The sequence below is a fragment of the Bacillus sp. A260 genome, assembly GCF_009861435.1.
GTDB classification, from domain to species: Bacteria; Bacillota; Bacilli; order Bacillales; family Bacillaceae_G; genus Bacillus_A; species Bacillus_A cereus.
The window spans coordinates 73882-91664 of sequence record NZ_CP046399.1; the positions used below are offsets into that span (position 1 = coordinate 73882).

Sequence of the window (17783 nt, forward strand, 5' to 3'; positions counted from 1 at the left end):
TTTCTCAAAAAATAATATTAATTAAAGGGATTATACATTCAAAAGAACTATTAATCTATACTACTTAATTATTGATAGTTTAATCCCTTCCTCACTCTATTCTTCTATGTTATGATTATTTCGAAATATAGAGATTTTTACATGTTTATAATTTATAAAAGGAGCAATACGATGAGAACCCTTATTATTATTGGTTTAATTGTCATTGGCTTAATATTCTTTAATATAATTTCTTTACAAACAATTGGTTCACTTCTTCTTATAATTGGCTTTATAATAGCAATTGGAATTGGAGCCTATTTTATTTATTATATTTCTCTCAGCTTTCTTGCATTATTCAGCACTATTTTCGGAGCTATAATAGTTATTGCACTAATTGCCTATGCCGCAACAAATATACTTTAATACAGAGCAAAAGTGTATTTTACTAACAAATTAACTAGATAAATACAGACTTTATGAAATAGAATGAATTATAGTTTTTATTTTTCAACGAGAAAGAAACTACTTTAAGAATATTATCGCTAAACCCAAAAGGAAACTAATTTTTGAAACTATAAATACAAACATCAGTAACAGATTAAAAAATTACCTTTAGTATTGAAGTTTATAAGTATTTATAACTTTAAACAAATATAAATGTAAAAGGAGTAGTACATAATGAACAACATTAAAATTACTTCATATAAGAATAATATAGAACTCCTAAAGATACTATCCCATCCCGATCGTATGCAAATTGTAGTAGCCCTTATGCAGCACACTATATTAAATGTCACAGAATTTGTTAATATGCTACAAATCCCTCAAGCAGCAGTTTCACAACATTTATCAAGAATGAGGGGAAATATTTTATGTAGTGAAAAAAAAGGGCCCGAAGTTTATTATTACTTAAGTAATTCTAAGGCTCCAAAAATCATTGAAGTTTTATTATCTAATAATAAGTAATCTTACTGCAAAAGTAGTATTAAAATATGAATATTATAAAGATAACGCTGTATATATAACTAAATTGCTAAAACATGCTATTACTTCTATAGAATTCTAGAGAAAGGTAGCATGTTTTTTCATTCACCTATATACCCAATAAACTAGACCTATTTTCTTGAAAAATCAAATACCTTTAATTATTAAATCTTTAAAAGTTAAAAAACATTTTAATTAAATGAAAATAACACTGTAAAATTCCGATCTATGTACACTTGTTTTTACAGTTCATTTTGCATTTCCAAAAATATTGGCTTTATTTATCATTCTTTTATTTTTTCTTTTGTAATATAATTATGTAAAAATTATATTCTATTTCTAATTATAAGGAAAACAGATATTTTATGCATTCATAAAATATAATTTAATACATAAGGAACAGATATCAGTCTAAAAGTTTTAAATATAAAAATTTGTATATACTAATTAAATAACATATTATCGAAATTATTTCAATCTCCATAATTATTATATCCTTTATTTAATAATATTGCCCTTTTCTTTTTCTATATTTTCACTTGAATCGATTAGTATAATTGAGCTTTTTATTTTGCTTCAACTTAATTTATCACTCTTAACAAATTATCCCTCTGTTTACAATACTTCCACACACTTCTTTAACATACCATCTGTTACAGCTAAACATCGCTAGTATCATTTATATATACAATACCTCTTGTATGATATCAGTCTAATAGAAATAAAAATATGTAAATTTACATATCATTAACTATTTTTGTAATTTATTGCTATAATGAAAAAGCAATTTTTAGAATTTTTTTACATGTTTATATTCTTTTAATAAAAAGAATATAACAATAAAACGGTTCAAACCGTAAAATTTACTTGGAGGTAAGGTTATGTATTCAGAAATTATTAGCAATAAGCTCCAATCATTAAAAGAAAGTGGACAATATCGTGAATTTGTTACCATTAATCGAATTCGCGGTCAATACCCATTGGCACACTTAAATGGTCAACAAGATACAGAACCTGTTGTTGTTTGGTGCAGTAATGACTACTTAGGGATGTCACAACACCCAGTAGTTACCGAAGCAATGCACGAAGCTATTCGAGCATTTGGTGCGGGTTCAGGTGGATCCCGTAACATAGGTGGTACACATTATCATTATGCTGCACTTGAATCCTCACTTGCTGAATGGCATGGTAAGGAAGCAGCCTTAGTTTTCCCTACAGGATATGGTTCTAATGATGCGACATTACAATGTTTACTTCGTTTATTTCCAAATTGTATCGTATTCTCTGACGAACGCAATCATGCTTCAATCATTAATGGTATACGTAGTACAAAAGTTGAACGAGCGGTATTTAGACATAACGATGTTGAACATTTGGAAGAATTGCTTGCAGCTCAACCACATGATCGAGCTAAAATCATTGTTTTTGAATCCGTTTACTCAATGGATGGCGATATTTCACCAATTGAAAAAATTATAGAACTTGCTGAACAATATAATGCTTTAACGTTTATCGATGAAGTGCATGCAATCGGAATGTATGGCCCCCGTGGTGCAGGAATAGCTGCCGAACTAGGTCTTGTAGATCGTTTAGACTTTATTCAAGGAACAATGGCAAAAGGAATTGGAGTAATTGGGGGATACATTGCAGCTTCAGCATTATTAATTGATGCTGTACGTTCTTTTGCATCCGGTTTCATTTTTACAACTTCATTACCACCAGCAATTGTTGCAGCATGTCATGCTAGTGTTGAACACCTAAAATCTTCAGATAGTGAACGAAATGCCCTACATCAAAAGACTAGTATGTTAAGAGATGCACTTGGTCAAGCAAATATTCCTATTATGGATTCAAGTGAGACACATATTCTTCCTGTACTAATTGGGGATGCTAAAAAATGTAAAGCTGCTGCTCAACGTTTACTTGAACAGCATCATGTCTATTTACAACCTATTAACTCACCAACTGTTGCTGTAGGTACGGAGCGTTTCCGAGTTAACGTCACACCAAATCATACTGAGGAACAAATCTTGCAATTAGCTGAAGCACTAACAGAAGTATTTAATTATTTCGACATTCCTTTTGCACAGGTTGCTGAGGTAGAATTTGCATGACAGCTTTAATGTATATATTTTGCTTGATAGTATGGGGTTTGAACTTTATTGTAGTAAAAATCCAAGGTACACCCGTAAGTCTTGAACTATCATTAACTTATCGCTTGGTGGGAGCTGCACTCATGTTTATTGTCCTTGCTTGCGTGGTACGTCCAAAGGGTAAGCCTTCCCGTGAAGATGCTTTACCTCTCATTACTTTTGGAGTATGTAACTTAGCTATTAGTTATTTATGTTTATACTATGCTACGATTTGGATTTCTGCTGCATTAGTAACGCTACTATTTTCACTAAAAACAGTTTTGACACCGATTGCACTTCGCATATTTTTAGGTGAACAACTTCATTCTCGAATTTTAATAGGTGGAATAGTTGGAATTGCAGGCGTTTCTATATTGGTTTATCCATTACTAACAACGGGGGCTTCTAATACAAGTGATTTAAAAGGAATAGGACTTGCAGTATTAGGAACTGTCCTTACAGCAATTGGAGACGCGGCTTCTGCTCGAAATGCAAGACGTGGGATTAATGCTGTTTATTCAAATAGTGTTGGTTTTATTGTAGCTTCAATACTTTTACTTGCTGTTTGTGTTTTCCAGCAACAAACCTTTACAATACCAACATCTGTTTCTTACCTAGGAGCTTTAGCATTTTTAACTGTATTTGCTTCCTTCGGTGCATGGATGTTCTACCTTAAGTTAGTAGAGCGTATTGGTGCATCAGTAAGTAGTTATATGGTTGCACTTTTCCCTGCAATTGGGGGCGTTGCGTCTGTTGCAATTGGGGAATCATCACCTACACTCTACTTATTATTTGGTTGTTTATTTAGTTGTGCTGGAGCCGCAATCGCATTAGGATTCCGTTTACCATATAGAAACCGAATTACTATGAAAAATGAAAGCCCAGGGAGTTAAAAACTCCTGTGGGCTTTATTTATAGTAAAGTCTATCTATTCTTTACACATATTTGAAAGAGGTATTTAATAACTTTAGTTCATATACTGTATGTTCTCTTAACTTTTCAAAAGAAGTTTTCGAATTAACAAGTGGAATACAAACTACTTAATTCTTCTATTATGAACATATGTTGAATACCTCAATAATTCTTTTTTTATTTAATAATACTTTGAAAAAGAAAGCTGATTATCTATAACTTTCATTAACAATGTTAAGGGGAACCAACTATTATGAACTATAGATCTGTATTTGATATCATCGGTCCTATTTCAATTGGAACACCTAATATTTTTGGAACGGACGCCGTAAAAATAGGATATACTATCCGACAGTTATTTTCACATGAACCAGACAGAATTGATATTTCCTTATATGGAGGATTTAAAAAGAGGAATCATCATTTTGGTGCAGATGTAGCAATTGTTGGTGGCATCTTAGGTTTCAAAATAGATGATTCACTAATTATTAATGCACTTACAATCGCAAAAGAAAGAGGAATTACAATTAATTGTATAGAAGAGGTTGCAAAACCAGTACATTCTCATACAGCCAAAATTTGTTTATATAAAGGTAAAGATAAAATTGAAATGATTGCTTGCTCACTCGGAGGGGGAAGAGTAAAAATTATTGAAGTTAATGGTTTTGAACTAAAGTTACGCGATACAACCCCTGCTCTTCTTATTATGAATAATAATCATTTTAGTACGATTTCTTCTGTAATCGCTCTCTTATCAAGATGTAAAATTAATATTAATACAGTAAGAATTTCAAGAAAAGAAACCGGAAAACTATCTTTGTTAATAATTGAAACTGAGAAACCATTAGTTCCAGAAGTAATTAGGGAAATTAATAAATTATCAGGAATTCATCAAACATTAATTTTAGATTAAATTCCATTATGCGTATGATATTTAATAAATCGAGAAAGGACACTCAATTGAGTGTCCTTTCTTAACAAAATTTCAGTCCATATAAGCCATATACTTGTCCATTTCTTACAACAGTCTTTTTTTAATAATATTTTATACCCTTCTTTATTACTACCATAGGCATATCATTTTTGTAATTTTACGGAAAAGATGTTGGTTTGGATAAAGTCTGACTAAAATAAGAGGGTTAAACTTTGTTATGAAGTTAGTTTTTCTAAAAAGGTTTAATCAAAACTCTTTTAGAAACCTTTGATTAAAAAGATAAAGTATCACACCTTTATTCAAAGCTTGTATTATAATAAACATTTTAATTTCCTTTAATAATTCCCATGTAACAACTAATGACTGAAAAATAAAATGCAACTCAAAACTAAAAATATTATGTCCTTGTTTATAAGAATTATAAGTTTTCGATATCTTTAGTCTGACAGCATTCTTATTGATATAGCGGCAACAAAGGGACTAGATTTCCATTAATAAAAAACGACTCGCACTTTAATTTACCATTTTTATATTCTCGATTTGAACGCAGGAAACAAACTGTGATATAAATAATGATTAATGTATATTGATAACCTATTGGATTTTCCATATTTAAATCTAACATCTCTAAAAGCGCACTTGAATCTTGATACATATTCCCAAAATAAATACTGGCTTTTGATAAGCCTACTGTTGTTAAACACACAGATTTTTTCAAGTAAAATGTTCTTTTATTTATATTCATAAAACCTTAATTTTGGCTCACAATGGTCATTTACTTAAAAAAATCATAAAGTAATAACCCTCTTTTTCATTCTTGCTGTGCAACTAAAAATGAAAAAGAAGGTTATTTTTAAATCAGTTATCTTCTAAAACAAATTAGTCTAGATTTGAAATAAAGGTTCTTTCAAATAAATTTCTCTATAGCATATCTAACACTAGTCTTTTCAAAATAACATTATTTAGATGCATATATAGAATGTTTAGTTGTAGATAGAAGTATTTTCCTAATAGTTCTGTCCATTATTTTCAAAACATTAAAATGTCTTTTACCAGACCTCTGAATTTCTCTTTGCAGGTATTTACATATCTCTAAAGCTTTAGCTTTCTCTTTTCGATCCCAAAAATTAACATATTTATTTATATATTTTTCAATCAAGTATGCTTGTTTATAAACGTAATATGATTGATTAGGTTTTTTGAGTATTGCACCTTTTAGATAATTATTAGCCTTCATAAAATTATCAAACGATTCTTTACTCATATCCTCATTTAAACCTACTTCAAGCAAAAATCTCCCGTATTGGGTATCAATTTGAAAAGTATTAAATCCTGAATACGCCGATTTGTATGCATTTTTGAAATAAACCTCTGCTCTATCAAACTGTTTAGCATCTATACATGCCATTGCATACTGTAGCCAAAAGAAAATATTATTTTTAAATTCTTCGAGTTCAATTAATTTCTCAAAATATCGAAGAATATAATTATTAATATCATTCTTATCATCTTTTTGAGTTTGTACTAAAATTTCTCTAATATTTGAAATGGAAATAAGGAGTTTTCTAATATTATCACTTTTATTTCCATCTAACACCCTATCAGCATTGAGGACCAGTTTCTCCATAACACTAATAATATCCTTATTTAATTCTTTTGATACTAAAATATAACTTGATAATACTGCCGACCTCATTTTTATATTATTATTATCAACATCTACAAATTCAGATAACATAGAATCTCTAGTTACCAATGAAATATCAGCATAAATATCTAGTATACTAACTATATCGTTAAATTCGAGATCTAAAGAACAAGCGTTACTTATAATAATTGCTAACAGAATTTCTTTTTTTATATGATTTTTTAATACAGGATCAATAATATGGTCTAGTTTATCTTTAATTGCTTTTGATTTAATAATATATAGTAAAACATCCGACATCCTTCTCCCGCAATCCTCTACTATTATTTTTTCAATTTCCTTTAAAGGCAAATCAAATATTTTATCAAATTTTCTTTCTTTAAGATAAACGCTTAAATCCTTTATTTCTTTATATTTTAGGGTATTTATATCATACTCTTCAATGGTATTTTTATCATTTATCTTTTCTTCTATTCTATAGTACGTAGAATTATTTATAAAAGTTCTACTGGTCAATATTATTTTACAAGATTCATCTGTGATATCTAAAATTCTATCTATTAAATCTAAATAGTTTTGATAATTTTCAATAATAATTATCTTTTCTCCCTCTAATTGCCCGATTTTTTCAACTTCTAATTCCCAGCCCTCTTCATACTCTTTAAATAAATATACATTGTAAGAATCGCACAATTGATAAGCTAGTAAATTAACCGTACATGTCTTTCCATTCCCTAAATTAGAATGTATAATGCCAATTTTAAAATTCCTTTTACCTAAATCTTGTTTTATAGAATCAAAGATAGATCTTTGAATCATATAATTGTTATTATCCTTATTAGAATTAACCAGTAAATGATTTATATCCCCACTTATTAGCAAATCCCAAATATCTCTCTCTTCTAACTCTTTATAGCTATTATTAAATTTATTACTAAGTTTTTCGAATGATTTCCATTCATCAATCTTTGAAATTGGTTTATACGTTTCCTTTATTTCATTAATTTCTTCAGTAAATTTTTTTGTTCCTATTCTGTGTACTTCGCCAATTAAGTTCTTTCTTGCCTCTTCAATTGGTGAACCCTGAGTTTTTTCTCTATCTATAAAGATAGTTTTTTTCTTAATATCGCTACTTGAAAATAAGACCCTTTGAATGTCCAAATCATATTTTAGCGAAGCTCCTATTATGACTATTACTTTAGAATTTTTCACATCATGGTCAAAAGCTTTTTTAGAACTACTTTTTAAAAAATCTTCTTCTAAATAACTTCGATTTGTTAACTTGAATTCATTATCCAGTTGTTCTGATGTTACTGTTCTCGCATATCCATTTAAATGAACTATACTTTTATCCTTAATAATTTCTTTGAAATTTGAATTCATGAAATATGAATCTATTTTAGAATCATGTGCAAACTCAATTACATCATCATAGTTTGTTGTGTAAATTCTTCTCCAAGGACAATTAGCGATTATTTTATGATAATCTTCAACATTTCTAGTGAAAAAAAGATTTTGAATATGTTTAATTAATGTAAGCTTCCTCTTATTCAACTCAAGTTCATTACTTGCGCTTTGTAAATAGTAGCCCGAAACCTCCCCCAATTCGCTAGAATGTCCTATCTCCATTTCATCGCATAAAAAATGACTTAACTCAGTTGCATCTCCTAATGGTTTCCCCAAAATATTCAATGCTCCTTTTGAAAAACCGGCACCTAAAAATAATAAACCATTACCATCTAAAATATGCTCTATAGCTCTTTTTAATTCCATATTGTCCTCCAAAGTGACTATGTAATATTTACAGAAATTCTAATATACATCTTTATAATTATTATAACATCTTAAATGTGGAAAAATAGACACTTTTATCCACTATTTTAAACTGTAATTCTTCGAAAGCGTTACACACTCTATATAAAGATTTACGAATAAAAGATTATAAATAAAGTTTCAGTTACAGACAAAGGCTGATGATAAAATAAGTATAGATAACGAATGATTTTCTCTCTCAATTTCTATAATGCTAAATCGCCTTCTATTAACCATATATACCTCAGCAATCACATAACACCGTTTTGTAATACCATCAGTTAATTTGGTGAATTTTCTTTCATCAGTTCCATCTGGTAATACATCAATAACTACTTTAATTGTTCGTACTTGTGGATGCTGTTCCGTTATTTTTAATACGTTAATGAAATCTTGTAGTTCACCCTGTGTTTGAATTTCGTGTAACATTTTATGCTCTAATTCTCTTGTCAGCTGTGGAACGAATAGAATCATTGTTAATGCAGTATCTCTTCGTATTTTCATCTTCTATGGTTCGTTACTTATTAGAATTACCCTTAACATAATCAATTTTAGGTACTGTCGTATATTCATGCTTTAATTGATTCATTTGGATCATATCAAAATCTTCAGTAGTCCCCTCTACCTGTTCATCTAGTGTGAACTCTTCCTGATTACCTTTTTAATTCTGTTTATGATAAATAAATTTCTTTGCCTAATTAGATTTTTCTCTATCTTGTATTTCTGGATGTGAAATTAAAATTTCTGCAAAGGAATCAGCTTTGTAAATAGAAGATAGGTTAATATTTTTCAACTTAAGTCGAACGTATTCAATACGGCTAGTTGCCTGTTCTCAATTTCACCTCATGATAGGACAGTAATCACCCCCTTGTAACTGATGATTTCGATGTATGTATGATTCTCCAAATTGCTTCACATTAATTTTCATACATTCCGCACAATAATAGAGTCCTTTTTTCTTATAAAGCTACCTGCAATCATACCGATTCTTTTATAAAGTGCTGGTCCATTACTAGCAACGCCTTGTAGAATTTCTTACTACGCTGCTTTGTAAAAAACATTGCATAATATTGTATAATTAAATAATATAGTCTCAGTAGAATAGTTAGAGTCTAATTGCTCAACTAATATAGCAAAATGGCTGCCAATTTCCACACTCGGAATCACAGAAAGGCTTTGAAACACTTCTTCTAACGTGTCTTTACAATCAATATTGCCACTATAAAAGTAATAACGTGCAATCGCTAAATATATTTACTCATCTGGATATACATTAGTTAAAAATGGTAAAAATTATTATTTAATACTTTTTGTTGAAAACCTTTTAATAACTTTAGTATCTTTTTTAGGGTAAACTATTGACTTATTCGTTTCTAAAGCATGAATATTAATTAATAGTATCATTAAATCTTCTTTACTCAATTTAGTAAATTCTCCTTCGTTACCATGCATTATCTGGTTACGTAAATTCCTATATGCTTTTAAATACCTAGGTAAGCTATATCCTGTATAATTATAATAAACATCATTCAACTTAACTTCTGCACCATCACCAGTATTAAACCTGAGCATTCCTTCAAACGCAATGAACATATTCATAAAACAACCAAGCAAATCATGAGCTTTATATAACATAAAACTTTGATACAACATTTTTTTCCAAAACTCATTATTTTTGGGACACCCTGCAACCCTTAATGGTAGATATAGCGAAGATTGATTTGCCATCAAATGAATTTCTGTTATATCACCTTTCATAAGAAATGCAAACTCAAATATATTTGAAAAAGGATTAACCTTTACTTCTTCTATTTTAAAACTCGTATTGTCATATCCAGTATATACGCTTCTATCTTCTAGAGAGACCTCTTCTAGATGAACAAAACCATAATTCCAACACTCTACTTTTTCAATAAAGCTAAAATAATCGCAATTGAATTCTTGAAACCACTTCATTCTGAACTCATCATAAAATTTTCGTGGTTCAAACCCATATATATCAACATCTGAAAATAACTCTATTTCCACTTGACTAATAGCATCTAAATCTTCCAGAATTTCATAAAATTTTCGCGCTTTCATTCTATATTCCTCCTTCGTTAAAAATATTACATTTTTTAATATAGCCTTCTTTTAAAGTTAATTCATATACATTAATTTTCTTATGAAGTGCTTTATTTCTTATTTTTAATAACGGTAATAATTCTTTAGTTCTAGCTTGTGATTGTTCTCTCTTAATCTTATTCTTTTTATTGATATATACCAAATTTCGAATAATTGATATGTAGGTCATTGCTCCTTGAGTATTTCAATTCCATATTGCTTACAGAATTTAGCTTTACCTGCGACCATATTATCCAAAGTCATCATTGATCCGATTCATGTCAGGCCTGCTAACCCTACATATAAACCTGTAACGCTTCGAGAATACACATCAATTAAGTGTAAATAACTGGTCTACCAATGACTTTATTTACATCCAAGGAACTAACTAAATTAATGTCTGCGATTGTTACATCAATTCGAAAGCGCGTTCCTGGACCATTTGTTTCAGATTTTGAATCACTTAAAATCGGTCTATGTTTAGACTCAAATCCCTTTGCACTCTTACGGAATTGAATATCTTTTTTTGACCCTCTACTTTCTTAAACCAATAGTAAAGCTGATTATAAGAAGGTATTCGACTAGCATCCCAAACACGATATTTAATTTCCCTATTCTCTTTAGCGATTTGAGTAGAAATCACGCAAAATAAAATGGTATACGTCTGTCTGTTAGTAAATAGTTATTTGTTTTGCGATAATACTTGTTAATAGCATATTCAAATTGCAACTTTACTCAACTATTAATATTGATACCCTTTTGGTAATCTCCACTAATATTTACCCTTCGAGGGCGTCTTATCCTGGTATTTGTTAAAGACTTACTTTTTCCCTTACCCCCAGAATTTGCATAAAGGTCAATAACCACTAAAAGCTCACCTTGTTTTATATTCGTCTGCAAACCACCATATAATCCCTATTAAGGCATAGCACTTATCGTATTAATATTAACATATGATTCCTCAATATCGATTACACGTATTCTCCTAGAATCCGTTACATATTGAAGCACTTGATTAATATAAATCATCCGTATTTCACCTTCTTCAACTTGCTTTCATCAATTGATTTAATATCAGTTGATTGCTCTAAACTTAAAGGTCAAGCATATCTATCACAATAATTTTTCGAGCGAGCAAATGATAAAAAAGTGTCACACTACTACCAAAAGATAAATGTGTATCCGTATCAAATTCACTTGTAATTATACGGACACTACGTGAATCATTTAGTAACCTCTGCATCAACGATAAACATAAATTCTCGATAAGCTGTGAACTCATTTCTTTAAATATATCGTAATAATTATGAAAATAACTAATATTCAGTTCTATTATTTTATGAATCTCTTCCTCTGTAACAATACTCCAATCAATGTCCCACCTCTTCTAATACTCACGTTCAATCTCGAACTTTTCAAGTACACGTTCCTTCAGTAATTCATCCTTCATTTTAACTGTACAATCCGCTTCAAACATACCCTGCCCTTTATCTACTGTTAATAAATAATCCGTTGTCATCACAATTGGTTCACCGGTTTTGGGATTAATAGGATACTTAATACCTAACTCATCTACAATAACAATTGTTTCTTCCAACGGTAGTAAAAGAAATTGTTCACGAATACCAAATTAAAATCTTAATATTAAATTAAATAAAAATAAATTCGTTCTAAATCCGATAAAAGTTCATGTTGCCTACTCATTTTTATTCCTTTTAAACGAGTTGAAACACCTAAAGAGAATACATATTAAATTTTCAGCCACGGTTTATAATTTGCACCGATACATAAAACGCGAACTTCTTTTATCCATTTTTCAATTTCAGATGTTCTTTTTCTTTTAGACATAAAAATCCCCCTTTAGATAATCGTATCTAAAAGGGGAAAGCATCACAACTTTTTTTAAAAAGTCGCGACTTTATTTCAAATCAACAAAAGCTTTCAAATTTTATTATTCTTAAAACCATTAACAGTATCCATGACTGCTAATGCCTTGTAGTATCAGACAGAACCTAATGAAATGGAATTTAGAGAAACATATAGTGATATGTAGTAATACATGCTCACCTAACAAAAAAGGGCTAAATTTAGATTTTCCACCCCAAAAATATGGCTTATAATTATTTAAAATGCTTCTATAGAAATACTTCTATAAAATTAGATGCCCTTCATAACGTGAATATCCATCTGGAGCCATACCTTTGAAGTACCAATGCATTGTACCACCACAGAGCGATTCAGTATAATAATTATCAGTACGTTTAACGTATTGTTCAAATTTACCATTTGAAAGCTTTTTAATGCGAGAAGGCAGCTCACATTTGGCTGCTTTTAAAGAACTTACTGGGCCTTCTGGCTTTTCCAAACTTGCTGCTGAAGCCCCCATTCCTCCAGTTAAAGCAATACCAGTCGCCAATACTCCAACTACTAATTTTTTTAACATAAAAATTCCCCCTTGTTTAAATTATATTTGTTACAAGTTAAATGTATCATTTTTGTATTTTTTGTAAATATATTGAATTTGTAGAAATATTTATTTAACTATTGTAAATATTTGGATTATATTTTATCAAATGGATATTAAAGGAATTTATACTTATATGTAATAATGCTTGAAAAATCATTAAAACATTATGATAGCATTTTAATAGTTGCTTATATTTTCATTTTTTGATTGGAAACCTAACTTCTGATTTACCAAGCACCCTTTCGCATTAGGTGAGGGGGCTCATTTTAACCTCATGTTTAAAATGAGATATAACAAATATACAGTCAATGGATAAAATAGTTTACTACTAAAAAAAATCTCTGACAGAAACAAAAGATAGAATATGTATAAATATAATTAAATTTATATATGCGAAATTACATAACATAATTATTACTAATTATGTTATGATGTATTGTATCGAGAATCGCTATATTTCTTATAAATATAAATCGATAAATTACCTTCTTAACATTAGTAACTATATGACAAAAAGAAGACATCAAAATAAGATGTCTTCTTTTTGTCTACAGTAGTATCATAATAAAATTATTATTTAATCATATCAGCAAAAATCATTCCTACATTATTTTGACGCTTCATATACTTCTCTAAATAAATCTTTGTTGTTTGAATATTTTCATGACCAAGAGTTTGCATTAAATGGTATAAATCAGCGTTTCCTTGTTCCACAGCCATAATTGCAAATGCATGCCTAAATGTATGAGCGGTTACTGGATTTTCACGATATTGTAGAAACTCTAAGTTTGTCTTCTTTATCATATCTGTTACCTGATTAGATAGCGTTTTAGGGTTATAAAAATTCCCTCTTTGATTTACAAATAAAGGATCCCCATCTCCTTGATCTAATATGGTTTGAAACCCTCTTTTCCTTCTCACTTCACAGATACACTGATACAAATGTTCTGAAATGAAAAGTTCACGTACCTTTCCACCTTTTCCTATAACTTTTAACCAATATTTTCCGTCATAGTATAAATCTTTTACTCTTGTCCGACACAACTCCTGAATACGTGCTCCAGTACTAGCTAATGCAAGTAAGAGTGTATAGTTTACTAAATGTCCTCGTACTTTATAAAAATCTAAAATCTTTATTACCTCATCATAAGACAAATCACGATTAGGTCTATCTTTTTCATTTACATTTGCGCGCTGTAATTCCTCATAAAGTGGCTTATCAACATAGCCAAATAGGTGAAGATGTTTTAAAAATGAACGAATCAATACTGTTTTTTTCGCAAGCGTTGCAACGCTATAGCTTGAATTTCCCCTGCCATTCTTTACACTTTTTAACCAGCTACTATACTTACGTATATGCCAAGGCTGTAATACCTTCAATAAAGATTCATAGCGCTGTACGTCTTCCCCATTTAATTCAAATTCTTCCGCGTTCTGCACCATGCATTGACAAAATGACAAAATTTCAGAAACATAACTCTTTTTTGTATGCTCTTTCCTATTTTTCTTCTCATCCATATCTTTCTGTAAATGGACAAAATGATAGATCACTTCAAGGTCATTTAGAAAATCATATTTTCTTTTACCCTCTTTTTCTGCTTTCTCCATCTTTTGTTCTACAGCATCCATATAACGATTGTTATGTAGGAATAACACAACACCATTCATATCCTCTAAATATGTATCTATAAATCCTTTTTTATAATTTGTAATAGGTAGAACTTCATTTTTACTTTTACTATCCATAATTTTCATTCACCACTTTTTGCAAATATTATTAAACTATATCTACTTATTAAATATACTATACTTTTCATTTCCTTTGTAACAATTGTACAAAATAAAAACATTACTCTTTCTGTAAGAATAATATATTCTTCTCTATCTAAACATACATATATTTTTTTATAAATATTTAATTATTATATGTATAATTATATATATTTTTTAACTCATTTATTTTAAACAAAGACTTTACATTAAAATGAAAATTAATATACTTATAAATATCATGTTTTATCATTACCGAAGTTACTATTAAATTTGATTTTTATTAGAATTAAAATCAAATTTAATATGTATATAAAAATCTGATATGATACTATATAGAGTTTATAAATTAGTCGAAATTCGGAGGTGTAATTTTATGACACAAGATTTACTATTTATTACAAAGCCTACTGTTACTACAAAAGAAGCGGCTGATTTAATGGGGGTAACCGTACAGACCATATTAAAGAAAGAAAAAGAAGGATTAATAGAATGCGTATACAAAGATAACTGGAAACAATTCGGCAGCAAAATTTTCTATTTAGAAGATATTGAAAGATTAATGGAAAAAGAAGAGGTTAATGGACTAAGTACAAAAGAAGCAGCTGAAATTCTTAATGTAGCACCATCTACTATCTTTACATACATCAAATCCGGAAAATTACCCGCTACAATGGTAGAAAAACGAGGAAAACAAGTATATCTTATCGATGAGGAAGAATTAGAAATTTTTATGCTTGATTATGAAAAAACTAAAACAAAAGAGCGAAAAACATTCATTACCAAGATCTATGATGAAGAGATATGTTTATATCAATTATTAACACATCAACGCACCGGAAAAACAGCTAGGTTAATAGAGCTTAATGGCGCAGATGGAAAGATTCTTACAGAGGATGAAGAGATTTTCCCACTATCTACTTATAAAGAGCATGATTATTCCTTTGAACCTTTCAAAAAACAGCCAGTGATTACAAAACGAGGATATTTATCTTTTTCATTTAAAAAACCTCAATTATTTGATTCTATCACTTACAATCTAATAAACTTATTTTATAAAGAACTTGGTGTCACAAATATGCGATTAACTATTACACAAGATGCCATCAAATTAGAAATTAAACCCTTTGTTTTACAAGTAAATCCATTGCAATTTCAAGAAGAGATAAAATATTTACATTCTCATATGAAATCAGGTTCAATACTTCCACATGTAGAAGGCGTTTACTTTAAAAGTAATGTAGAGCCATTAACTTTTCATGCGGATTATGAATTTAAACAAAAAATAGTTCAAATGGCCACAGATGCTGGTATGGGGCAAGAAGAGTTTTTATTACAGGCAGTAAAATCTTATATTGAAAAATTTTAAATACTTCTCGCATCGACTTCCTTAAACGGGTCCATTATTATATTTTTATCCTAAAAGTTTATAGTTAATCCCGTACTTAAAACTAATACGATATATAAAATTATTAATTAAACAAAATTAACATTAAAATTATAAGTTCTTGGCTATTTCTACACCAGATTTTTAAAAATATTAAAAGAGTAGTAAAAGATCTCAGCCCTAATAAGTTGAGATCTTTTACTACTCTATGATTTCCAAAATTTCCACCAAGGATTTTTTGGCGCGTTTGCTACTGCCACTTCCTCAAGTGTACGTTTTACATCCTGAATCTCTCGAATCACTCGCATAAGATTTTCATCTCTTTGCTCTAATCTTTTTTCTATTCTCTCCTCACGTTCCTTGCGATTCTTCATATCATCTTCAATTAATTTATTCCGTTGATCTATGCGATCACCTAGTCTTTTTTCCATTTCTATTAAGTTTGCTTGCTGCACCTTTTTGATTTCTTCTACCATAGCGCTATATTGTTTCTGTAATTGAAACTGTATATGAGAAGGAAGCTGATTTTCTTCCTGAGATTCTTCCTTCTTATTAGCGATACCAAATTGTTTTACAATCATTTTTGCAGCCTTTTCTAAGGTCATTCCATCTTGCTTACTCAACTCCACTAACTTTTCAATAAGGACAACATCAAACTCTGTATACTCTCTTCTTCCACGACTGTTTTTTTTCACCTCATAGCCTTCACGTTCAAGAACATCTGAATACTTCCTAAGTGTACTGCCGCTCACTCCTAAGCGACTATAAACCTCATTAGCCGTATATAATATCTCCATTTCTGCCATAGCGCCACATCACCTCCTATAAGGAAAGTTCAATGAAAGCGACCTAATACCTTTAAGAATCAATCGACGAAGCTCGTGCCGTCTTTGCTATGTTTTGTCGAAATAAGTGGATTTTTTATTAATTAAAAATTTGTACTAAAATCTTTGTTTACATAAGTTTATAAATTTCACTTCATTTCTTTTGAACTCTTTACCAACTCTACATGAAAATTTAATTATTTTTAGAAATAGGGAAATATAACTATTTCTAAAAAGGGATATTTCCCTATTTCTATTTATTCTTTTAGCATTTACTTTCTTGTCATTGCTACTTTGCAATAAAGTTACACCAAAAATACCACACGACTCTTAATTTCACTGTATTTAAAAAGCCCTTGTTTTGAGTATAAATTATAAAAACAAGGGCTTTCTTTCATTTACTCATCGTTGTATGTACAGCATCTCTTATGATAAATCATGGAAAACAATAGCTAGTTTAACTATTATTAAGGAATACCTATAAATAAAAGACTAGCATAGCGCCATACTAGTCTTTTCATTTTTTATGAATTGAAGCCTATTTTGATTTATATAAATTTGAATGGATAAATTCTGCATTAATATTGAATTGTTTAAGAATAACTTTCGCTACGTCCGTAAATCCACATTATACCATAAACAAACTTTCCTATTACCGTCAGAGAAAGAGCATCTACTGATGTAGATGCTCTAATATGTGGCAGAAATCCTCAATGAGTATTGAAATAGGTTAAAGGCTAGTAAACTTATCCTACACTCTAATTTATGCTTATCCTTATTAAAAATGCTCTTTCGTAAACATTTTTCAACTGTACATCCATCTACTAA

14 protein-coding genes and 1 pseudogene are annotated in these 17783 nt (G+C 29.6%); 6 read left to right on the plus strand and 9 right to left on the minus strand.

The window, feature by feature from the left end; translation table 11 throughout:
• Positions 1-171: 171 nt before the first annotated feature.
• The 5 genes from GD442_RS27090 (at position 172) to sdaAB (ending at position 4923) form a co-directional block, all read left to right on the plus strand.
• Positions 172-405, plus strand: a complete 234-nt coding sequence (locus tag GD442_RS27090) for a hypothetical protein (RefSeq protein WP_001259527.1) — start codon at positions 172-174, stop codon at positions 403-405.
• A 255-nt stretch (positions 406-660) separates the two neighbouring features.
• On the plus strand, positions 661-948 hold the full coding sequence (locus GD442_RS27095) for an ArsR/SmtB family transcription factor (RefSeq protein ID WP_001059605.1): 288 nt from the start codon (positions 661-663) through the stop codon (positions 946-948).
• A gap of 899 nt (positions 949-1847) precedes the next feature.
• A complete protein-coding gene (gene hemA, locus GD442_RS27100) occupies positions 1848-3080 on the plus strand; it encodes a 5-aminolevulinate synthase (RefSeq protein ID WP_000286715.1) in 1233 nt (410 codons plus the stop codon).
• Complete coding sequence (locus tag GD442_RS27105) at positions 3077-3991, plus strand: DMT family transporter (RefSeq protein WP_000126047.1); 915 nt, start codon at positions 3077-3079, stop codon at positions 3989-3991. Before hemA ends, GD442_RS27105 begins: the two co-directional genes overlap by 4 nt.
• A 272-nt stretch (positions 3992-4263) precedes the next feature.
• Entirely contained in the window at positions 4264-4923 is a 660-nt protein-coding gene (sdaAB, locus tag GD442_RS27110; protein ID WP_098364379.1) for an L-serine ammonia-lyase, iron-sulfur-dependent subunit beta, read from the plus strand.
• Positions 4924-5902: 979 nt separating this feature from the next.
• Here the strand turns inward: sdaAB and GD442_RS27115 are convergent.
• The 8 genes and pseudogenes from GD442_RS27115 to GD442_RS27145 all read right to left on the minus strand — a co-directional run bounded on the left by GD442_RS27115 (position 5903) and on the right by GD442_RS27145 (position 14720).
• A complete protein-coding gene (locus tag GD442_RS27115; RefSeq protein ID WP_159365271.1) occupies positions 5903-8365 on the minus strand; it encodes an SIR2 family protein in 2463 nt (820 codons plus the stop codon).
• A 180-nt stretch (positions 8366-8545) separates the two neighbouring features.
• Positions 8546-8908 carry a hypothetical protein gene (locus tag GD442_RS27120; RefSeq protein WP_159365272.1) on the minus strand — a complete coding sequence of 121 codons (363 nt, stop codon included), beginning with the start codon at positions 8906-8908 and terminating at the stop codon, positions 8546-8548.
• 792 nt (positions 8909-9700) lie between these two features.
• Positions 9701-10486: a hypothetical protein gene (locus GD442_RS27125; protein WP_159365273.1), complete on the minus strand. Its 786-nt coding sequence runs from the start codon at positions 10484-10486 to the stop codon at positions 9701-9703.
• A 210-nt stretch (positions 10487-10696) separates the two neighbouring features.
• A pseudogene (locus tag GD442_RS28210) lies at positions 10697-11536 on the minus strand (Mu transposase C-terminal domain-containing protein); the annotation flags it as partial.
• A gap of 64 nt (positions 11537-11600) precedes the next feature.
• Positions 11601-11882 carry a TnsA endonuclease C-terminal domain-containing protein gene (locus GD442_RS28555; protein ID WP_481747876.1) on the minus strand — a complete coding sequence of 94 codons (282 nt, stop codon included), beginning with the start codon at positions 11880-11882 and terminating at the stop codon, positions 11601-11603.
• Positions 11883-11894: 12 nt separating this feature from the next.
• Positions 11895-12104: a TnsA endonuclease N-terminal domain-containing protein gene (locus GD442_RS28560; RefSeq protein ID WP_236582436.1), complete on the minus strand. Its 210-nt coding sequence runs from the start codon at positions 12102-12104 to the stop codon at positions 11895-11897.
• A gap of 552 nt (positions 12105-12656) precedes the next feature.
• Positions 12657-12950 (minus strand): hypothetical protein, encoded by a 294-nt coding sequence (locus GD442_RS27140; RefSeq protein ID WP_098570233.1) that lies wholly within the window; start codon positions 12948-12950, stop codon positions 12657-12659.
• Between the two features lie 597 nt (positions 12951-13547).
• Positions 13548-14720: a tyrosine-type recombinase/integrase gene (locus GD442_RS27145; RefSeq protein WP_159365274.1), complete on the minus strand. Its 1173-nt coding sequence runs from the start codon at positions 14718-14720 to the stop codon at positions 13548-13550.
• A 400-nt stretch (positions 14721-15120) separates the two neighbouring features.
• On the opposite strand from GD442_RS27145, the gene GD442_RS27150 reads away from it, so the two are divergent.
• Complete coding sequence (locus tag GD442_RS27150) at positions 15121-16113, plus strand: helix-turn-helix domain-containing protein (protein ID WP_159365275.1); 993 nt, start codon at positions 15121-15123, stop codon at positions 16111-16113.
• Positions 16114-16337: 224 nt separating this feature from the next.
• On the opposite strand, the gene GD442_RS27155 is transcribed toward GD442_RS27150, so the two are convergent.
• Positions 16338-16937 (minus strand): DUF3967 domain-containing protein, encoded by a 600-nt coding sequence (locus GD442_RS27155; protein WP_000829453.1) that lies wholly within the window; start codon positions 16935-16937, stop codon positions 16338-16340.
• Positions 16938-17783 lie beyond the last annotated feature (846 nt).